The organism is Nocardioides sp. NBC_00163, assembly GCF_045206295.1.
In the GTDB taxonomy this organism is placed as follows: domain Bacteria; phylum Actinomycetota; class Actinomycetes; order Propionibacteriales; family Nocardioidaceae; genus Nocardioides.
The window spans coordinates 1,480,660-1,499,565 of sequence record NZ_CP108155.1 but is presented as its reverse complement, the minus strand read 5'-3'; the positions used below and the strand labels follow the sequence as shown (position 1 = coordinate 1,499,565).

At 70.2% G+C, this 18,906-nt stretch carries 18 protein-coding genes, 1 pseudogene and 1 riboswitch; of the genes and pseudogenes, 13 read left to right on the top strand and 6 right to left on the bottom strand.

Going from position 1 to position 18,906, the window contains the following annotated elements:
• Positions 1-5 precede the first annotated feature (5 nt).
• Genes OG801_RS07195 through OG801_RS07185 form a run of 3 tightly spaced genes read right to left on the bottom strand, consistent with a single transcriptional unit; the run spans position 6 to position 3,112 of the window.
• A complete protein-coding gene (locus tag OG801_RS07195; protein ID WP_406034798.1) occupies positions 6-1,544 on the bottom strand; it encodes a tripartite tricarboxylate transporter permease in 1,539 nt (512 codons plus the stop codon).
• Positions 1,545-1,556: 12 nt separating this feature from the next.
• Positions 1,557-2,087 (bottom strand): tripartite tricarboxylate transporter TctB family protein, encoded by a 531-nt coding sequence (locus tag OG801_RS07190; protein WP_355018870.1) that lies wholly within the window; start codon positions 2,085-2,087, stop codon positions 1,557-1,559.
• Positions 2,088-2,116: 29 nt separating this feature from the next.
• Positions 2,117-3,112 (bottom strand): Bug family tripartite tricarboxylate transporter substrate binding protein, encoded by a 996-nt coding sequence (locus OG801_RS07185; protein ID WP_406034796.1) that lies wholly within the window; start codon positions 3,110-3,112, stop codon positions 2,117-2,119.
• A 152-nt stretch (positions 3,113-3,264) separates the two neighbouring features.
• Here OG801_RS07185 and OG801_RS07180 point away from each other — a divergent pair, with 152 nt between their 5' ends.
• Positions 3,265-4,176, top strand: a complete 912-nt coding sequence (locus tag OG801_RS07180; RefSeq protein ID WP_141805810.1) for a LysR family transcriptional regulator — start codon at positions 3,265-3,267, stop codon at positions 4,174-4,176.
• 40 nt (positions 4,177-4,216) lie between these two features.
• Here the strand turns inward: OG801_RS07180 and OG801_RS07175 are convergent, their stop codons facing one another.
• Positions 4,217-5,479, bottom strand: coding sequence for a DUF222 domain-containing protein (locus tag OG801_RS07175; protein WP_406034793.1), 1,263 nt, complete (start codon positions 5,477-5,479; stop codon positions 4,217-4,219).
• A 497-nt stretch (positions 5,480-5,976) separates the two neighbouring features.
• On the opposite strand from OG801_RS07175, the gene kdgD reads away from it, so the two are divergent.
• From kdgD to OG801_RS07150, 5 genes are all read left to right on the top strand, one after another.
• Positions 5,977-6,891 carry a 5-dehydro-4-deoxyglucarate dehydratase gene (kdgD, locus tag OG801_RS07170; RefSeq protein ID WP_406034791.1) on the top strand — a complete coding sequence of 305 codons (915 nt, stop codon included), beginning with the start codon at positions 5,977-5,979 and terminating at the stop codon, positions 6,889-6,891.
• A 43-nt stretch (positions 6,892-6,934) separates the two neighbouring features.
• Entirely contained in the window at positions 6,935-8,428 is a 1,494-nt protein-coding gene (locus OG801_RS07165; RefSeq protein WP_406034789.1) for an aldehyde dehydrogenase (NADP(+)), read from the top strand.
• Positions 8,425-9,762 (top strand): enolase C-terminal domain-like protein, encoded by a 1,338-nt coding sequence (locus OG801_RS07160; RefSeq protein ID WP_406034787.1) that lies wholly within the window; start codon positions 8,425-8,427, stop codon positions 9,760-9,762. The genes OG801_RS07165 and OG801_RS07160 overlap by 4 nt, the downstream gene beginning before the upstream one ends.
• Positions 9,763-9,793: 31 nt before the next feature.
• Entirely contained in the window at positions 9,794-10,588 is a 795-nt protein-coding gene (locus OG801_RS07155) for a sulfite exporter TauE/SafE family protein (protein ID WP_406034785.1), read from the top strand.
• Between the two features lie 62 nt (positions 10,589-10,650).
• Positions 10,651-11,487 carry an ion transporter gene (locus OG801_RS07150; protein ID WP_406034783.1) on the top strand — a complete coding sequence of 279 codons (837 nt, stop codon included), beginning with the start codon at positions 10,651-10,653 and terminating at the stop codon, positions 11,485-11,487.
• Here OG801_RS07150 and OG801_RS07145 read toward each other — a convergent pair.
• On the bottom strand, positions 11,473-12,639 hold the full coding sequence (locus OG801_RS07145) for an ABC transporter substrate-binding protein (protein WP_406034781.1): 1,167 nt from the start codon (positions 12,637-12,639) through the stop codon (positions 11,473-11,475). The genes OG801_RS07150 and OG801_RS07145 overlap by 15 nt on opposite strands.
• Positions 12,640-12,742: 103 nt before the next feature.
• Positions 12,743-12,948, top strand: a riboswitch (cobalamin riboswitch).
• A gap of 55 nt (positions 12,949-13,003) precedes the next feature.
• Between OG801_RS07145 and OG801_RS07140 the strand changes: the two are divergent.
• The 6 genes and pseudogenes from OG801_RS07140 to OG801_RS07115 form a co-directional block, all read left to right on the top strand.
• Positions 13,004-13,144 (top strand): annotated as a pseudogene (locus tag OG801_RS07140) (nitrite reductase); the annotation flags it as partial.
• A 693-nt stretch (positions 13,145-13,837) separates the two neighbouring features.
• Positions 13,838-14,491: a precorrin-8X methylmutase gene (locus tag OG801_RS07135; RefSeq protein WP_406036258.1), complete on the top strand. Its 654-nt coding sequence runs from the start codon at positions 13,838-13,840 to the stop codon at positions 14,489-14,491.
• Positions 14,488-16,038, top strand: coding sequence for a precorrin-3B C(17)-methyltransferase (gene cobJ, locus OG801_RS07130; RefSeq protein ID WP_406034779.1), 1,551 nt, complete (start codon positions 14,488-14,490; stop codon positions 16,036-16,038). The genes OG801_RS07135 and cobJ overlap by 4 nt, the downstream gene beginning before the upstream one ends.
• Positions 16,039-16,153: 115 nt before the next feature.
• Positions 16,154-16,894 (top strand): precorrin-4 C(11)-methyltransferase, encoded by a 741-nt coding sequence (cobM, locus tag OG801_RS07125; RefSeq protein WP_406034777.1) that lies wholly within the window; start codon positions 16,154-16,156, stop codon positions 16,892-16,894.
• Positions 16,894-17,511 (top strand): 5,6-dimethylbenzimidazole synthase, encoded by a 618-nt coding sequence (bluB, locus tag OG801_RS07120; protein WP_406034776.1) that lies wholly within the window; start codon positions 16,894-16,896, stop codon positions 17,509-17,511. The genes cobM and bluB overlap by 1 nt, the downstream gene beginning before the upstream one ends.
• 223 nt (positions 17,512-17,734) lie before the next feature.
• The gene (locus OG801_RS07115; RefSeq protein WP_406036257.1) at positions 17,735-17,935 is read left to right on the top strand and encodes a hypothetical protein; all 201 of its coding nucleotides are present in this window, start codon (positions 17,735-17,737) and stop codon (positions 17,933-17,935) included.
• A gap of 60 nt (positions 17,936-17,995) precedes the next feature.
• Here the strand turns inward: OG801_RS07115 and OG801_RS07110 are convergent, their stop codons facing one another.
• Positions 17,996-18,412 (bottom strand): hypothetical protein, encoded by a 417-nt coding sequence (locus tag OG801_RS07110; protein ID WP_406034774.1) that lies wholly within the window; start codon positions 18,410-18,412, stop codon positions 17,996-17,998.
• Between the two features lie 256 nt (positions 18,413-18,668).
• Here OG801_RS07110 and OG801_RS07105 point away from each other — a divergent pair, with 256 nt between their 5' ends.
• Positions 18,669-18,905: a hypothetical protein gene (locus tag OG801_RS07105; RefSeq protein ID WP_406034772.1), complete on the top strand. Its 237-nt coding sequence runs from the start codon at positions 18,669-18,671 to the stop codon at positions 18,903-18,905.
• Position 18,906: the final 1 nt, after the last annotated feature.

Below are 18,906 nucleotides of genomic sequence, written 5' to 3'. Positions count from 1 at the left end.
CTCTCTCAGCGGGTCGGGGTGTCGGCGTCGTCGCGCTCGGCCGGGGCCGCGGGGACGGTGGCGGCCTTGCGCCGGCCCAGGATCGCCTTGGCGGCGGGCCAGAGGGCGACCAGGACGAAGGCGGCCAGGATGGTGCCCGAGATCGGGCGGGTGAAGAACCCGGTCGGGTCACCGTCGAAGATCAGCATCGAGCGGCGTACGCCGTCCTCCACGATCGTGCCCAGGACGAAGGCGAGCACCATCGGACCGGGCTCGAAGCCGACCTTCTTCATCAGGTAGCCGATCAGGCCGAAGACGATCATCACGAAGATGTCGAAGGTGGAGTTGTTGATCGTGTAGACGCCCAGGATCGTGATCAGCGCGGTGATCGGGGCCAGGATCGCCGGGCGCACCCGCAGGATGCGGACGAAGATGCCGACCAGCGGGATGCTCAGGACGAGCAGGATCAGGTTGCCGATGTACATCGAGTTGATGACGCCCCAGAACAGGTCGGGGCGCTCCTCGACCAGCTGCGGACCGGGCGAGATACCGAGGATGAGCAGGGCACCGAAGAGCATCGCCATCGACGCGTTGGCCGGGATGCCGAGGGTGAGCAGCGGGATGAACGAGGAGGTCGCGGCGGCGTTGTTGGCGCTCTCGGGAGCCGCGACGCCCTCGATGGCACCGCGCCCGAAGCGCTCGGGGTGCTTCGAGATCCGCTTCTCCGTGGCGTACGCGGCTAGGGAGGCCATCACCGCGCCACCACCGGGCAGCACACCCAGGACGAAGCCGATCAGCGAGCCTCTGCCGATGGCGCCGGAGGACTGCTTGAGGTCCTTGCGGGAGGGCCAGATGTTGGCCACGACGGCGGGCACGTGGGGCTTCCCGTGCCGTTCCTCGAGGTTGTAGAGGATCTCGCCGACGCCGAAGAGGCCCATCGCGACGACGACGAAGTCGATGCCCTCGGTCAGCTGCAGGCTGCCGAAGGTGAAGCGCTCGGCGCCGCTGAAGCTGTCGCGGCCGATCGTGGCCAGCAGGAGGCCGAACGCGGCGGCGATCATGGCCTTGAGCTTGTTGCCGTTGCCGATGGTGGCGACCAGCAGGACGCCCAGCAGGGCCAGGGCTGCGTACTCCGGGTCGCCGAAGCTGAGCGCCCAGCCGGCGATCAGCGGGGCCACCAGGGTCAGGCCCAGGATCGAGATGGTCGCGCCGACGAAGGATCCGATCGCGGCGATGCCGAGGGCGGTGCCGGCCTTTCCCTGCTTGGCGAGGGCGAAGCCGTCGAAGACGGTGACCACCGATGAGGCCTCACCCGGCAGCCGGAGCAGCACCGAGGTGATCGTGCCGCCGTACTGGGCGCCGTAGTAGATGCCCGCCAGCATGATGATCGCGGAGACCGGGTCGATGCTGTAGGTGATCGGCAGCAGGATGGCGATCGTGGCCGCCGGTCCGAGGCCGGGGAGTACGCCGATCAGCATGCCGATGAGCACGCCGATCAGGCAGTAGAGCAGGTTCTGCGGTTCGGTGACGAGCCCGAAGCCGTCGAGGAATGCGTTGACGTCCACTGGGGGCTCCGCTCAGAACAGGTGGGGCAGCGGGATGCGCAGCCCGTAGAGGAACAGGAAGTAGAACGCGGCGACCGTGGCGACCGAGGTGATGATCGTGCTGCGCCAGGACTCGCCGCCGAGGAATCTCAGCCAGACGACGCACAGCAGCAGGGACGGGATCTCGAAGCCGATCACGGGCATCAGCAGGGCCAGCACGATGAAGGTGACCAGGCCGACCGCGGGAAGGATGCTGGAGCGGGTGAACTTCTCGCTGTCGGTCAGCCGGCGGCCGACGACGAGCAGCGCCACGGCCATCAGGGTGATGGCGATGCTGACCACGAACGGCCACATCCCCGGCCCGGGCTGGCGCAGCGAACCCAGGCCGTAGCCGTAGGAGAGGACCGCGCCGCCGATGCCGACGACGAGAGCGACGAGCGCACCCACCACCTGGTAGACCGGTCCGCCGGCCGGAGGTCGTTCCTCCTCCAGCTCATGGGCCACCTCGGCCTGGATCTCGGCCAGGATGTCCTGGTCAGGAGAGGGGGTACGTCCGTCGCTCATCGTCATGCCTTCGTCGTGTTGGGCGGGAGTCAGCTCGCGCCGAGGTTGAGACCGTACTGCTCGACCAGGTCGGCGTACCGCTTCTTGTCCTCCTCGAGCTGGGTCACCACCTCGTCGCCGGAGATCTCCATCGGGGTGAGGCTGTTCTGCTTGTTGAAGGCCTGGTACTCCTCGGTCTTGAACGTCGCCTGCATCGCCTCGGCGATGGTGTCCTTGACGTCGTCCGGGGTGCCCTTGGGGACGGTCATGAAGCGGTACTGCGCGACCTCGACGTCGAGGCCCTGCTCCTTGGCGGTCGGGACGTCCGGCAGGTAGTCGACCCGCTCGGGACCGAAGACGCTCAGCGGGGTCAGCTTGCCGGACTCGATGTTCTCGATCGCCTCGCCGACCTGGAGGCAGGCGGTGTCGACCTGGTTGCCGAGCACCGCGGTCAGCGCCGGGGCGCCGCCGTCGAACGGAACGGCCTCGGCGTCGACGCCGGCCGAACCGTACGTCAGGCCGCAGGAGAGCTGCGCGCCCGTGCCGACGCCGGTGGTGCCGTAGGTGACCTTCGCGTTCGCGGCCTTGATGTCGTCGAGCGTCTTGAAGCCGCTCTTCGGGCCGGTGACCATGACGTAGTCGTCACGCGAGACGCCCTGGACGACGTCGAAGTCGCCGAGGTCGGTGACCTCGTCCTCGCTGACCGCCAGCGGCGTGATGGCGAAGAGCGACGCGTTCTGGATGGCGATGGTCTGGCCGTCGGGCTTGGCCTTGGCGACTTTGTTGGCGGCGAGCGCACCGTTGGCGCCCTCCTGGTTGATCACCGGGAAGGAGGCGCCGAGCTCGTCGGAGAGGCCCTTGGACACCGCTCGGCTGATCAGGTCGCTGGAGCCGCCGGCCGAGGCGCCGACGTACATCTCGACGTTGCCGGCGGGATACTCCTCACCGTCCCCGCTGCCTCCAGTGGTGTTCGAGACGCCGCAGGCGGAGAGGGCCAGGGCCGCGACGCCGGCGGTCGCGGCGAGTAGGTGGGTGGTCGTACGCATCGTTGCTCCTAGGTCCTGGTGGCCGGGCTGGTTGTGGCAGGGGATGGCCCGACGTCGTGTGACCACCGACACTAAGAGTCTTAGCGATACCGGTCCAAGCCCGTTTCGGCATAGAGTGTTCCACTTGGTGCATCGTGCTCTACTCTGGCCAGATGATCACCCTCGACCAGGTGCGCTCATTCGTGGCGGTCGCCGAGGAGCTTCACTTCGGCCGGGCTGCCGAACGGCTGCGGATGACCCAGCCCCCGCTGTCGCGACAGATCCAGAAGCTGGAGAAGGCCGTCGGCGCGCAGCTGCTCGAGCGGGACAACCGCCGGGTCGCTCTCACCGGTGCCGGAGCGGCCTTCCTCGACGAGGCCTACCGGATGCTCAACCTGGTCGAGAGCGCCGGCGACCTGGCCCGTCGGGTGGACGCGGGCGCCGCCGGCGTGGTCCGGCTCGGCTTCACCGCGGTCTCCGCGATCTCGATCCTGGGACCCCTGCTGCGCCGCCTCACCGTCGAACTCCCGGATGTCGAGGTGCGGCTCTCCGAGCGAGTCACCCTGGCCCAGGTCGACGGCATCCGCCACGGCGAGATCGACATCGGTCTGGCCCGTCCGCCCTTCGACACCGAGCTGCTCTCCTCGAGAGTCATCTCCCGCGAACCGCTGATGGCCGTACTCCCGCAGGGCCACCCGCTGGCCGAGCTCGACCGACCGCTGACGCCGCAGGACTTCGAGGGCCAACCCGTCATCGGCTACCACCCGCAGCAGTCCCGCTACTTCCACGAGCTCTCCGTACGCTTCCTGGCCAACGCCCACCCCCGCATCGAGCAGCGCGTGCACCAGGTCCTCACCGCCATGCTCCTGGTCTCCGCCGAGCGAGGCGTCGGCTTCGTCCCGGTCTCGGCCAGCTCGCTCCACGTCGAAGGTGTTGTCTTCCGTCCCATCGAGCACGGCGGCGGCGACACCCGTCTCGACAAGGACCCCGAGCGCCCGGTCGAGCTCCACGCGATCTGGGCGCGGGGGTCTGTCAGTCCGGTCGTACGCCGGGTTCTCGATGCGATCATCCAGATGAATCGGTAGGCCACACGGGGCTGGTGGCGGTCGCGCCAGAGCAGCTCGCTCAGGTACGCAGGGTGAACCGGATCCGGCCACTCGGAAGGCGCTCATACCCGTAGTTGGGATCGTGGATCCGGCGATGGTCACTTGGGCACAGCAAGACCATGTTCGCCAGATCGGTGCCTCCGCCTTCGGACCACGGTTTCAAGTGGTGGGCCTCGGTCCAGGCTGCTGGGGCGTCGCAGTCTTCTGCTTGGCAGCATTTGTCTCGTAGTCGGAGTGCTCGGTGTTGGATCGGGTGCGCCAACCGGGCGGTGCGGCCGAGGTCGAGGATCTCGGAGTCGGTGCCGAGGACGACGGGGACGAGGTCGGCGTTGCAGGCCATCCGGCGGGCTTCGGCGGCGGTGATCTGCTCGCCGTCGAACCCGAGGGCTGCGGTGCCGAGGTCCTTGCGGAGGTCCTCGACGCTCATCGTGATGAACACCGTGGTGCCGTGGCCACCGTGCCTCGGGAGTTGGTCGACGTCGTAGGTCTCGATCACTCGGGCGAACGCCTGACCCAGCAGCCGGTCGTAGGGGGCTTTGCGGCCCTTGTCCTCGGCCGACAGCTTCCTCGGCTGGGCCAGGGAGTCCAGCAGGGTCCGCAGCCGCATCCCGACCGCCCGGGAGACCCGGGCATGGATGTCGATGGTGCCGTCGCCGTTGTCACGGGACCGGAAGAACGTCCGCCGTTGGGCGTGCTCCTCCTCCCTCTGCAGCGCCTTCGCTTCGACGGCCTCGAACCGCTCCGGGTCGATCTCGGTCAGGATCCGTCGTCCGACGATCTTCAACTCGTTCGCCGTCAACCGGGTCGCGTAGTCGACCAGGAGCTTCTCGGCGAGCACCAGGTCCTCAGAGCTGGCGGCGGGGTCGTTCTCGATGGCGTCGAGGGCCTGGGTGATCACTCGGGCTTTGTCCTGGGACACGACACCTTCAGTGAGGCCAGTGACCACGAGGTCGTACTTGGTCACCGCCCCCGCGAGTTTCACCTGCGAGCGAGCGACAGCCTTATCGACCAGCAGCTCGGTCCGCATCCACCCGGACACATCCTTGGCACCGGTCTCCTCGGCGATGTCGCCGGCAGACGCGAGTACCCGGAGTTTCAAGGCGGCTTGTTGGGCTTGGAGCTTCTCCAACCGCTCGAGCAGATCCTTCTTATGATCCGTGCGCCAATAGGCAGGGTCGGTGGAGAGGAGCTCTTGGAGGGCGGTCTCGATGGCCTTCAAGGCAGCGTCGATCGCGTCGCCGGGGTTGGTTTCCCAGGGGTTGATCTCGCGGCCGAGACTCATCGCCGTCCCTCCCTTCAAAGAGGTGTTGTGATGGTCTGATTCTACTATTTCCAACCCCTGGCGGACACTTATTTTCCCTGATCAAGTGCCGTTTTCGCGGTGAGCGAACGACCTGATATCTGTGGATGGTAAGTGGCCCGAAGGGCCACCCTTTCACCCCATCAACCTCACCCTTCCCAGACAAGAATCCGCTGCGCCACACCCGGGCCGCCGCCCCGATAACCAGCCAAATCTTTCTCGACGGGCCCCGGTGTCAAGGACCGCGAAGCGGCCGGCGAAGCCGGCGGCCGAAGGCCGTCCTTGACTCCGGGGCCCGTCGAGAAGACCCTCAAGAACGGGTCGGCGGCCCCGCCAGCCCCGAAGAACCCGCCTGCCTTCGATGCCCCCAAAGCATCACGAGATTCAAATTCGGGCTTGGACAAGCATCATCGAACGTTCATAACGTGATGGTCACCACCTTCCCCCTCAGCACACCCAACATCTGAAGGACGTGACTCGTGACCGAGTACAGCCCGACCGACCTGGCCGCCCAGCTCAAGAGCGGGCTTCTCTCGTTCCCGGTCACCCACTTCACCGAGGACCTCCAGGTCGACGAGGAGGGCTACCGGAAGCACCTGAGCTGGCTGGCCGAGTACCCGGTGGCCGGGCTCTTCGCGGCCGGCGGCACGGGGGAGGGCTTCTCGCTGAACGCGGAGGAGACCGACCAGGTCGTACGGGCCGCGGTCGAGGAGGTTGCGGGGGCCGTGCCGGTGCTGGCGCCGGCGACGGGCAGCACGGCGAACGCGGTCGCGCAGGCGAAGGCGGCGGAGGCCGCGGGCGCCGACGGGATCCTGCTGATGCCGCCGTACCTCACCGAGGCTGGGCAGGCAGGGCTCGTCGAGCATGCCAGCCGCGTATGCGAGGCGACCGGGCTCGGCGTGATCGTCTACAGCCGCGCCAACGCGGTGCTGCGGGACGAGGCCGTCGACCAGCTCGCCGAGCGCAACCCGACCCTGATCGGCTTCAAGGACGGCGTCGGCAACATCGAGCAGATGACGCGCACCTACGCCCGGGTCGGCGACCGGCTGATCTACATCGGTGGCCTGCCCACGGCGGAGACGTACGCACTGCCGCTGCTCCAGCTCGGCGTGAGCACGTACTCCTCGGCGCTGTTCAACTTCGCGCCGAAGTGGGCGGTCGAGTTCTACGACGCCGTACGTGCCCAGGATCGTGACGAGGTCTACCGTCGTCTCAACGAGTTCGTGATCCCCTACCTCGACATCCGCGACCGCACGGCCGGCTACGCCGTGTCGATCGTCAAGGGTGGTCTGACCGCGATCGGCCGGCCCGCCGGCCCGGTCCGCCCGCCGCTGACCGACCTGCGCGAGGACGAGATCGACGAGCTGCGCGACCTGGTCGCCCGGATCTCCTGACGCCGATCCGCCCCCTGAGAGACCGACCCGATAGGAAGGGAACATGAGCTACAGCTCGATCATCGCCGGAGCCGACTCCGAGCAGCCTGACGTCACCGCCGCCACCAGCGCCGCGGCCGAGGCCTTCGCCGGCTACCGCGCCACCTCGCCCGAGGCTCGGGCGGACTTCCTCGAAGCCGTCGCCGCCGAGATCGAGGCGGCCCGCGCCGAGATCATCGAGGCCGCTGTCGCCGAGTCGCACCTGCCCGAGGGCCGGATCAGCGGCGAGGTCGGCCGCACCACCGGCCAGCTCCGGATGTTCGCCGGCGTCGTGCGGCGCGGTGACCACCTGGGCGTACGCATCGACCCGGCCCTCCCGGACCGGACCCCGCTCCCGCGGGCCGACATCCGTCAGCGCCAGATCGCGCTGGGCCCGGTGGCTGTCTTCGGCGCCAGCAACTTCCCGCTCGCCTTCTCCACCGCCGGCGGCGACACCGCCTCGGCGCTGGCCGCGGGCTGCCCGGTGGTGGTCAAGGGCCACCCTGCCCACCCGCTCACCGGCTACCTGGTCGCGCAGGCCATCACCCGCGCGGTCGAGAAGGCCGGGCTGCACGCCGGCACCTTCTCCTTCCTCCTCGACACCGACTTCAAGGGCGGCATCGAGCTCGGCCAGGCCCTGGTCGTCGACCCGCGGATCAAGGCCGTCGGCTTCACCGGCTCCCGCGGCGGCGGGCTGGCGATCGTCGCGGCCGCGGCGGCCCGCCCCGAGCCGATCCCGGTCTACGCCGAGATGTCCTCGATCAACCCTGTCGTCGTCCTCCCCGGGGCGCTCGATGGTGAGGTCGACGCGCTCGCGACGGCGTACGTCGGCTCGCTGACCCTCGGCTCCGGCCAGTTCTGCACCAACCCCGGCCTGCTCTTCCTCCCGAAGAGCGAGGCGGGCGACGCCTTCCTGGCCGCCGCCGGCCGCGCCACGGCCGAGGCCGTCGGCGCGACCATGCTGACCTCCGGCATCGCCGCCGCCTACGAGAAGGGCACCGCCGCGCTCCGTGCCACCGACGGTGTCACCGTCGTCGGCGAGGGCACCGCCGGGGACACCGACGCCCCCGCGCCCCAGATCGTCGAGGCCGCCCGTCTCGCCGGCGTGACCGACGAGGTCTTCGGCGCCTCCGGGGTCGTGGTCCGCTTCGACACCGTCGAGGACCTGCTGCCCAGCCTGGACTCCCTCGAGGGCCAGCTCACCGCGACGGTCCACGCCACCGACGCCGACAACGAGGCGGCCGCCCAGGTCGTCTCCGCGCTCGAGCTCAAGGCCGGACGGATCCTCTTCAACGGCTGGCCCACGGGCGTCGAGGTCGGCCACGCGATGGTCCACGGCGGCCCGTACCCGGCCACCTCCGACTCCCGCAGCACCTCGGTCGGCAGCCTCGCGATCGAGCGCTTCCAGCGCCCGGTCGCCTACCAGGACGTACCGACCGCCGTCCTCCCGGAGGCCGTACGCGACGACAACCCGTGGCACCTCGCCCGCCGGATCGACGGCGAGCTGCAGCTGCCATGACCAACACGACCACTGTGCCCACCATTGGGAAGATCGAGGTCGTCCCCGTCGCGGGCCACGACTCGATGCTGCTCAACCTCAGCGGTGCGCACGCGCCGTTCTTCACCCGCAACATCGCGATCCTCACCGACTCCGAGGGACGCGAGGGTGTCGGCGAGGTCCCCGGCGGCGAGCCGATCCGGCGCACCATCGAAGAGGCCGCCGAGCTGCTCGTCGGCCAGCCCGTCACCCGCTACCGCAGCCTGCTGCGGCAGGTCGCGGCGCGGTTCGCCGACCGCGACGCCGGCGGCCGCGGAGCCCAGACCTTCGACCTGCGTACGACCGTCCACGCCGTCACCGCGCTGGAGTCCGCGCTCCTCGATCTCGCAGGTCAGGCGCAGGGTGTGCCGGTCGCCGAGCTGCTCGGCGACGGGCAGCAGCGCGACTCGGTGCCGATGCTCGGCTACCTCTTCTACGTCGGCGACCCCGACAAGACCGACCTGCCCTACCTCCGCGAGCCCGACGGCGCGGACGACTGGGATCGCGTCCGGCGGGAGGTCGCGCTGACCCCCGAGGCGGTCGTACGTCTCGCCGAGGCCGCCCAGGCCCGCTACGGCTTCGCCGACTTCAAGCTCAAGGGCGGCGTCCTCGCCGGTGAGGAGGAGGTCGCCGCGGTGACCGCTCTCCACGAGCGCTTCCCCGACGCCCGGATCACCCTGGACCCCAACGGTGGCTGGCTGCTCGCCGACGCGGTCCGGCTGCTGAAGGGCAAGGACGACGTGCTCGCGTACGCCGAGGACCCCTGTGGTGCCGAGGGCGGCTACTCGGGCCGCGAGATCATGGCCGAGTTCAAGCGCGCCACCGGGCTGCGTACCGCGACCAACATGATCGCGACCGACTGGCGCCAGATGTCCCACGCGATCCGCACCAACGCCGTCGACATCCCGCTGGCCGACCCGCACTTCTGGACCATGTCGGGCTCGGTCCGCGTCGCCCAGATGTGCCACGACTTCGGGCTGACCTGGGGCTCCCACTCCAACAACCACTTCGACGTCTCGCTGGCCATGTTCACCCACGTCGGCGCCGCCGCGCCGGGGGAGATCACCGCGCTGGACACCCACTGGATCTGGCAGGACGGCCAGGGTCTGACCGAGTCGCCGCTGGAGATCCGCGACGGTGCCGTCGCGGTGCCGACCGCCCCGGGTCTCGGGATCCGGCTCGACCGCGACCGGGTCGCGGCCGCCCACGAGCTCTACCTCGAGCACGGGCTCGGCGTACGCGACGACGGCGTCGCCATGCAGTACCTGGTGTCGGGGTGGACCTTCGATCCCAAGCGCCCGTGCCTGGTTCGTTGACCGCCCTGATGCCCGCCCTGATGACAACCCGGTGAGCGCCGAGCTCGCCTGGCTCCTGCTCGCCGGCATCGGCGCGGGACTGACCGGCTCGGTGGCCGGTCTCGCCTCGCTGGTCAGCTACCCCTCCCTGCTGGCCGCGGGCCTGCCGCCGGTCGTCGCCAACGTCACCAACACGGTGGCCATGTTCGGCGTCACCGGCGGCACGGTCGCCGGCTCGCGGCGCGAGCTGCGCGGCCAAGGCAGAAGGATCGCCTGGCTGGCCCTGGCCTCCTTCCTCGGCGGCGCGCTCGGCGCGGCGCTGCTGCTCACCACGCCGGCCGAGGCGTTCGAGACCGTGGTGCCCTGGCTCGTCGGGGCCGGGGCGGTGCTCCTGCTGCTCCGCGACCGGATCCGGTCCTGGGCAGCCGCCCGCGCCGCCGCGCGGCCGCCCCGGCAGGACTCGTCAACAGGTGTCGAGGGGCGACGTACGCTCGCCCGCGGGTTCGGCTGGGGCGTCATCGTGTTCGTGCTCGGCATCTACGGCGGCTACTTCGGCGCCGGCGTCGGGATCATCGCGCTGGCCGTCCTGGTGCTCGAGCGCACCGAGGCCCTGGCGATCACCAACGCGGTCAAGAACGTCGCCACCGGCGTCGCCAACGGCACCGCGGCGATCGCGTACGTCTTCTTCGCTCCCGTGGACTGGCCCGCCGCGATCGCCCTCGGATCGGGAGCCGTGATCGGCGGCTTCCTGGGGCCCGCGATCGTCCGGGTCGCCCCCGAGCGTCCGCTGCGCTGGTTGGTCGGTCTGGCCGGCCTAGGTCTCGCGCTGCACCTGGCCACAACCTGACGCGCCGACTCGGCCCGATAGGCTCCGGCCGCTGTCACGGGTCACAGGAGGACGAAGCGTTCATGGGTTCGAGCAACATCTCGGTGCGCGCCCGGGTGCGCGCGCTGGTCGAGGACGACCGATTCCAGAAGACCATCATCGGGGTGATCATCCTCAACGCGGTGGTCCTCGGTGCGGAGACGATGGTCCCCGAACACCTCGCCCACGAGCTGGCGCTGCTCGACAGCGTGCTCCTCGGTGTCTTCGTCGTCGAGCTGGTGCTGCGGCTGGTGGCGTACGGACCGAAGTTCTTCCGCGACCCGTGGAACATCTTCGACACCGTGATCGTCGCGATCGCGCTGGTGCCGGCGACCGGACCGATGTCGGTGCTGCGGGCACTGCGGATCCTGCGCGTGCTGCGCCTGGTCAACTCGGTCCCGTCCATGCGCCGCGTCGTCGACGGCCTGATCGCGGCGATGCCCGGGATGGGCTCGGTCGCGGCGCTGCTGGCGCTGATGATGTACGTCGCGGTGGTCATCTCGACCAACCTCTACGGCTCGATCGCGCCGGAGTACTTCGGCGATCTCGGTACCAGCGCGTTCACGCTGTTCCAGACCATGACCGGGGAGGCCTGGCCCGACATCGCCCGCGAGGTGATGGCCGAGGACCCCTCCGCCTGGATCTTCTTCGTCGTCTTCATCCTGGTGATGACCTTCGCGGTCCTCAACCTCTTCCTCGCCGTGGTCGTGTCCGGCATGGAGAGCGTCGAGACTCTCGCCGAGCACGAGCAGGAGACCGACGCCGAGATGATGGCCATCCTCACCTCGTTGCGCGAGGACCTCACCGCCGTACGCGAGGAGCTGGCCGCGACCCGGGCGGAGCTGCGGTCGGACTCAGATCTGGACTCAGCTGCCCGCTGAGGTGATCTCCTGCAGGACCACGTTGCGGGGGCCGTCGGCGGTGCCCTTGACCACCCTCAGGAAGTAGGGCTGGTCGGGGTTGTGGTTCGGGTCGAAGGTCCAGTTCCCGCGGGGGCTGACGATGGTGCCGACCGAGCCGAGGGAGTCGGCGATCTCGTTGCGGTTGACGTCGTCGGAGAGGTCGAGCGCCTTGTCGAGCGCGGCCGCGGCGTCGTAGGCCTGCACCGAGTAGACCGTCGGGGTGGCGTCGTACGCCTTGCGGTAGTCCTTCACGAAGGCGTCGTTCATCAGCGAGTCCATCGCATCGCTGTAGTGCAGCGCGGTGCGTACGCCGGACGCGGTGCTGCCCAGCGCGGACAGCACGTCGCCCTCGGTGAGGAAGCCCGGGCCGTAGAGTCTGGTGCTCTTGGCCAGCCCGGACTCGCGGTACTGCTGCACGAACGCCTCCGCCTCCTTGCCGGCATAGGCGGCGAAGATCGCGTCCGCGCCCGAGTCCTTCGCCTTGTCGAAGAGCCCCGACCACTCCTCGGTCACGCCGGCCGGCGTGTAGCTCTGACCCGCCACGCTGCTGCCGGCCGCCTCCAGGGCGATCATGAAGCTGTCGGAGAACTCGTGACCGGCCGCGTCGTCGGAGCCGATGACGTACGCCGTGCCTCGGTCGGTCTCCTGGGCGACCGCCTTCCCGAGGGCGCCGCCGATGTCAGAGTTGGTGGAGGACGTACGCCACAGGTAGTCGGAGCCGTCGGTGAGCTGGTCGGCGCCGGCGCCGGTCACGATCAGCGGCGTCTCGCTGTTGTTCGCGACGTCCTTGGCCGCGAGCGCCGTCTCCGAGCTCACCAACCCGACGACCGCCTGGACCTCGTCGTCCTGGATCAGCCTGGTCACTGCGGCGACGCCGGTCTCGGCCCGGTCGCCCTCGTCGGCCTCGACGACGTCGATCAGCCGGCCGCCGAGCTTCCCGCCGTGCTGGTCGAGGTAGAGGTCGAAGCCTCGTGACATGTCGGTGCCGATCGACTTGTGGACGCCGGAGGTCGGCACCACCAGACCGATCGAGACCTTCGCCTCCGAGGTCGTGGCGCAGGCTGTCAAACCGAGCGCGAGCGCCGGGATGGGCGCGAGAACGAAGAGCTGCCGGCGAGCCGAGCCTGTCACGGGAGACTCCATCTGTGGGGGTGGCCTCGGGAGATTTCGAGTAGCCGAACACTGGCACAGACCGCGGCCGGGCGGTGAGCAATTCGGCGCCGTGTCCGCAAGTCGGTAGTCTCGCCCTGCCAGTCGTACTCCATGCCTGATGGGGTCAGGGAACCCGGTGAAAGTCCGGGACTGACGCGCAGCGGTGAGGATGACGGGCGGGGCACGCCCTCCTTCCGGGGAGGGCAGCCACTGGAGCCTGGCTCCGGGAAGGCGCTCCGTTCCGATCGATTCCGAGTCCGAAGACCTGCTGGCTCTGGCGGCGCCCGCCGCCAGGTCACCACGTGCCCCGCGCAAGGGCACATGACGCAGAGCAGGTGTCCTGATGGCGCGAGTCCGAACCGACCGGTGCCCCGGAGTCGGTCGTCCATGGGCGGCCGAGGACGGCCTGCTGGTGCGGCTGCGCCTGATCGGCGGGTCCGTCTCGTCCGCCGCGCTGCTCTCGCTGATCTCCGTGGCGGAGACCTACGGCGACGGGCGGATCTATCTCACCGGTCGCGCCAACCTGCAGGTGCGCGGCCTGCCGAGTCTCGACGGCGGGCTGCCCGGCGAGGTGCTCACCGCGCTGAAGGCGACCGGTCTGGTTCCGGCGCAGACCCACGAGCTCGTACGCAACGTGATGGTCTCTCCGCAGACCGGGCTCGCCGGGGGCCGCGCCGACCTGCGCGGCGTCGCGGCATCGCTGGACCGGCTGCTGTGCGCCTCGCCGCGGCTGGCCGCGCTGCCGGGGCGGTTCCTCTTCGTGCTCGACGACGGTCGCGGCGACCTGGTCTCGCGGGAGTGCGACCTCGGGCTGGTGGCCCTGTCCGCCGTCGAGGGTCAGCTCCGGGTCGGTGACTCGTGGGGGCCCGTCGTACCGCTCACCGAGGCCGCGTCCCGGCTGGTCTCGCTCGCTGCCCGCTTCTTGGACGTACGCGGCGAGGGGCCGTCCGCGCCCTGGCACGTCGCCGAGCTGGACGCACCGATGGTCGAGCCGGTCGCGGCCGACGCTCGGGTGCCGGCCGAGGCCGATGAGCTCGGCTTCGGGCAGGTGCCCGGTGGCGAGCACGTCGCCGCCCCGGACGGAGCCCTGGACCGGGCCGCGGTCGCTGCCCTGGCGGAACGAGCGCCGGCGGTCGTGGTGACACCGTGGCGCGGCGTACTCGTGCCCTCGCCGCAGGTGCGCCCGACCCGCCGCTACGACTACATCGACCACGGGCCGGCGATCTACGTCGACTCCTTCGCGACCATCCGGCGCGAGGCGGACCTCTCCGCGGTGCCGGCCGACGCCGAGCGGCTCGCGGTGCGGATGATCCACGGCAGCGGGCAGGTCGATCTCGCCTCCGACCTGGTCATCCACCCCGGCCTGGTGAAGGCCGCGCGGGGCGCGCTGGAGGCCGGGGCGCCGATCCTGTGCGACGCGACGATGGTCGCCACCGGCGTCACCCGCAGCCGGCTCCCGCGCGACAACGAGGTGCTCTGCATGCTCGGTGACGACCGGGTCCCGGCGCTCGCCCGCGAGTGGGCGACGACCCGTACCGCCGCCGCGCTGTCGCTGTGGGAGCCCTACCTCGAGGGCGCGGTGGTCGCCATCGGCAACGCCCCGACGGCGCTCTTCCATCTGCTCGAGATGATCCTCGACGGCGGTCCGCGGCCGGCCGCGATCGTCGGCTGCCCGGTCGGCTTCATCGGCGCGGCCGAGTCGAAGGAGGCGCTCGCCTCGTTCGCCGCCGATCACGGCATCGACATCCCCTTCGTCACCGTCCGGGGCCGCCGCGGCGGCTCCGCGATGACGTCCTCCGCCCTCAACGCACTCGCCCAGGAGCAGGAATGAGCACGGATGTACGCGGGCGGTTCACTGTTGTCGGCATCGGTCCCGGCGATCCCGAGCTGATCACCCTCAAGGCCGCCCGGCTGATCGGCGCGGCCCCCGTGATCGCCTACCACGCAGGGGTGCGCAAGCAGTCGCACGCTCGCAGGATCGCGTCCTCGCTGATCCCCGCGGAGGCGATCGAGGAGGAGCTGCGCTACCCGGTCACCACCGGCACCACCTCGCACCCGGGCGGCTATGTCGGGGCGATGGCCGAGTTCTACGAGTCCTGCGCGGTCCGGCTCTCCGCTCACCTCGACGCCGGCCGCGACGTGGTCCTGCTCGCCGAGGGCGACCCGCTCTTCTACGGCTCCTCGATGTATCTCCACGACCGCTTCAAGGAGGTCTACTCGACCGAGGTCGTGCCGGGCGTCCCCGCCTTCGCGGCCGCCACCGCCGCCGTCTCGACGCCGCTGGTGCGCCAGACCGACGTCCTCACGGTGCTGCCTGGGACCCTGCCCGAGCCCGAGCTCGCCCGTCGCCTGGCCGACACCGAGGCCGCGATCATCATGAAGCTCGGCCGGACCTTCCCGGCGGTCCGTTCCGCGCTCGCGGCTGCCGGGCGGCTCGAAGGTGCCTGGTACGTCGAGCGCGCCTCGCAGCCCGAGGAGCGCTGGCTGCCGGTGGCCGACGTGGACCCGTCCTCCGTGCCGTACTTCTCCCTCATTGTGGTGCCTGGAGACACGGCTCCTGCACCTGCCGCGGCACGGATGCGGCAAGAGCTCCCCGCGGTCGAGCCTGTCGAGGTGACGCGCGGGGGCGTCTCGACGGGCTCGACCAGCGGGGAAGTCCTGGTCGTCGGGCTCGGGCCCGGGCCGGATGGGTGGCTGACGCCGGAGGTCAGCTCGGCGCTGGCCGAGGTCGGCCACGTCGTCGGCTATGCGCCCTACGTCAACCGGGTGCCGCAACGCGAAGGGCTGCGGCGGCACGCGTCGGGCAACACCGTCGAGGTCGACCGGGCCCGGCACGCCCTGGACCTGGCGCTCGCGGGGGAGCGGGTCGCCGTCGTCTCCGGCGGCGACGCCGGGGTCTTCGGGATGGCGTCGGCCGTCTTCGAGGCCGCCGAGGATGCGGCCTACGCCGGCGTACGCGTCCGGGTGCTGCCCGGGGTCAGCGCCGTCCAGGCGGTGGCCGCGCGCGCGGGCGCCCCCGTCGGGGCCGACTTCGCGGTGATGTCCCTCTCCGATCGGCTCAAGCCGTGGTCCGTCGTCGAGGACCGGCTCCGCGCGGTCGCCGCTGCCGACCTCGTACTGGCGATCTACAACCCGGCCTCGCGCTCGCGCACCGAGCAGATCGGGCTGGCCCGCGACGTACTCCTGGAGCACCGCAAGCCCGACACCGTCGTGGTCGTCGGCCGCGACGTCGGGCGCGCGGAGGAGTCGCTGACCGTGACCACCCTCGGCGACCTCGATCCGGCCTCGATCGACATGAAGTGCCTGGTCATCGTGGGGGCTAGCTCGACCCGGGTCACTGGGACGGGGCAGGTCTGGACGCCGAGGTATGTCCGATGAGGGGCTGTTCCTTCGTCAAGGTATGCAGCCGAAGGCTCACATCCCCGGCGGAGCTCCGCGAGGGATGTGCACCTTGCCCTGCATACCTTGACCAAGGAACCGAGAGGCGAGCCCGATGACCGTCCACTTCGTCGGCGCCGGCCCCGGCGCGGCCGACCTGCTCACCGTCCGCGCGACGAGGATGCTCGCCGCCGCTGACGTGGTGCTCTATCCGGGCACCTACCTGGACCCCGAGGTGCTGGCGCACTGCAGCCCCGAGGCCGAGCTGGTCGACACCCAGAAGCTCGACCTGGACCAGATCGTCGCCGCAATCGTCGCCGCACACCGCGAGGGCAAGCAGGTCGTACGCCTCGTCTCCGGCGACCCCTCGGTCTACTCGGCCGTCGCTGAGCAGACCCGGCGGCTCGATGCCGCCGAGGTGCCGTGGGACGTGACGCCCGGAGTGCCGGCCTACGCGGCGGCGGCCGCGCTCGTGGGCAGGGAGCTCACCGTCCCGCTGGTGGCGCAGTCGGTCGTCCTCACCCGGACCCAGGCCCGGTCGACCGCCATGCCGGAGGGGGAGTCGCTGGCCGCGTACGCGGCGACCGGAGCCACGCTCGTGCTCCACCTGGCGATCCGGCGCACCCGCGAGCTGATGGCCGAACTGCTGCCCTACTACGGTCCGCAGTGCCCGGTCGTGGTCGTCTACCGCGCCAGCCAGCCCGACGAGCTCGTGCTGCGCGGGACCGTCTCGACGATCGCCGACGCGGTCGAGGAAGCAGAGCTGCGACAGGCGGCCGTGATCCTCGCCGGGCCCGCACTGGCCCGCGACGGCGGCGAGTCGTTCCTCTACGACGCGGCCAGGGAGCGTGCCTGATGGATCTGTACGACGCGATCAACCGCCGTCGCGACACCCGTGCGGAGTTCACCGGCGAGCCGGTTGCTCCCGAGGTGCTCGAGCGGGTGCTGTCGGCCGCGCACGCCGCCCCGAGCGTCGGGATGACCCAGCCCTGGGACTTCGTGCTGGTGCGCTCGCCCGAGAGGCTGTCGGCCTTCCGTGAGCACGTCGCCACCGAGCGAGAGGTCTTCGCCTCCTCGCTGGCGGGGGAGCGCTCCGAGACCTTCTCGAAGATCAAGATCGAGGGGATCTGCGAGTCCGGGCTCGGCGTGGTCGTCGGCTACGACCCGACTCGCGGCGGCTCGGCGGTCCTCGGCCGCCACGCGATCGCCGACGCCGGTCTCTACTCGACCGTCCTCGCCATCCAGAACCTCTGGCTCGCCGCCACCGCCGAGGGCCTCGGCGTCGGCTGGGTCAGCTTCTACCGCGAGGAGTTCCTGCGCGACCTGGTCGGCCTGCCCGACCACGTACGTCCCGTCGCCTGGCTCTGCGTCGGCCCCGTCGAGAATCTGCCCGACGTCCCCGACCTCGAGCGCTTCGGCTGGCGCCACCGCTCCGCGCTCTCGACGGTGGTGCACGAGGAGAGGTTCGGGTAGTCGCCCGGATCAAGGTGCGAAGGCCCGTCTTACACCACTTTAGGCCGTAAAGTGGCGTAAGGGCGGACTGTGAGCCACGGTCTCCTGCGCACGGCGTACTCCTGCGCACGGCGTAGTCGACGTGCTCGCCGAGCTGTCGCAGTACGTCCGGATGGCCATCGTGACGACGGCGAAGCGGGCCGACTTCGACCTCATCCATCCCTAGCCGCACCCGGAGCCGTTCCTGGCCGGGCTGAAGCGGTTCGGCGCGCCCCAGGACGAGACGCTCGTCGTCGAGGACTCGTCCCGAGGTCTCGCGTCGGCAGTTGCCGCGGGCATCGACTGTGCGGTCGTACGCAACAGCTTCACCGCGACCCAGGACCTCTCGCGAGCAACTCATCGGATCGACGCCTTGGCCGAGCTCGCGAGCATCGTCCGCGGGTAGTGCTCTCGAGCCACTGTGATCGGGGAAGCTCGGCCCGTGGGTGGTGCGTGTGACGGGCGATCACGGATTCGTGATCGTCAGACCGGTGATGGTCCAGTTGCCGCTCATGCCGACGGTGTGACCCTGCTCGAAGCCGAGGATCGGGCAGATGAAGCCTGTCGGGGTGTCGGTGACGACCAGGGAGGACCCGGTTGACGTGAACACCCCGGTCGCGTCATCGAAGACGCCGCTCACGTCACCGGCGATGTTGAACGCGCAGTCGGCGGCCTGGACGAACAGCGCCACGTTGGTGAATGCGGCGGGCGAGACCGAGCCGACCTCGGGTCCTGTGATGGCGAACTGCCAGGCACCGATGGGGTCGAAGGTGGAATCGCCGATGATCGGGTTGGTGCAGCCGCCATGGACGACTTGGCCCCACGTCGTAGCGGGTGCCCCGAAGAGCCTGCTCGCGCCCGCATTGGGGATGGTCCCGGACATGTCGAAGTCCTCGCAGATGAACGTCTGGCCGGCCTCAACGAAGGTGAAGTCGACGTAATCTCCGGTGAGATCGACCAGGGGTCCGCCGTGTGGTGTGTAAGCGTCGACATCGGCCTGAGCCGGTTAGGACGTCGCTACGACGGTTGCTATTGCGAGTGCCCCGGCCGCAAGAGCGGTGAGCACCCGACTGACGAGGTTCTTCATGGTTCTCCCTGGAGGTGCGGGGTTAATACCGAGAGGTTCACGCAGTGGCCGCGTGAGGAACGGTGACGTGCAGCCCGAGGGCGTTGTCCGCTGGGTCAGCTGCTACCGCGACGAGTTCCTGCTCTTCCTGGTCGGCCTGCCCGACCACGTACGTCCCGTCGCCTGGCTCTGTGCCGGTCAGGTCGACGGCGTACCCGAGGTCCCCGATCTGGAGCGCTTCGGCTGGCGCCACCGCTCCGCCCTCTCCTCGGTGGTCCCTGAGGAGAGGTACACAGCAGCGTTGCCCTGAT

Excerpts from the sequence above, each read along its gene's own strand:
- OG801_RS07190 (WP_355018870.1), bottom strand. The coding sequence starts at position 2,087 with ATGAGCGACGGACGTACCCCCTCTCCTGACCAGGACATCCTGGCCGAG.
- OG801_RS07185 (WP_406034796.1), bottom strand. The coding sequence starts at position 3,112 with ATGCGTACGACCACCCACCTACTCGCCGCGACCGCCGGCGTCGCGGCC.
- OG801_RS07180 (WP_141805810.1), top strand. The coding sequence starts at position 3,265 with ATGATCACCCTCGACCAGGTGCGCTCATTCGTGGCGGTCGCCGAGGAG.
- OG801_RS07175 (WP_406034793.1), bottom strand. The coding sequence starts at position 5,479 with ATGAGTCTCGGCCGCGAGATCAACCCCTGGGAAACCAACCCCGGCGAC.
- OG801_RS07165 (WP_406034789.1), top strand. The coding sequence starts at position 6,935 with ATGAGCTACAGCTCGATCATCGCCGGAGCCGACTCCGAGCAGCCTGAC.
- OG801_RS07160 (WP_406034787.1), top strand. The coding sequence starts at position 8,425 with ATGACCAACACGACCACTGTGCCCACCATTGGGAAGATCGAGGTCGTC.
- OG801_RS07150 (WP_406034783.1), top strand. The coding sequence starts at position 10,651 with ATGGGTTCGAGCAACATCTCGGTGCGCGCCCGGGTGCGCGCGCTGGTC.
- cobJ (WP_406034779.1), top strand. The coding sequence starts at position 14,488 with ATGAGCACGGATGTACGCGGGCGGTTCACTGTTGTCGGCATCGGTCCC.
- cobM (WP_406034777.1), top strand. The coding sequence starts at position 16,154 with ATGACCGTCCACTTCGTCGGCGCCGGCCCCGGCGCGGCCGACCTGCTC.
- bluB (WP_406034776.1), top strand. The coding sequence starts at position 16,894 with ATGGATCTGTACGACGCGATCAACCGCCGTCGCGACACCCGTGCGGAG.
- OG801_RS07110 (WP_406034774.1), bottom strand. The coding sequence starts at position 18,412 with ATGTCCGGGACCATCCCCAATGCGGGCGCGAGCAGGCTCTTCGGGGCA.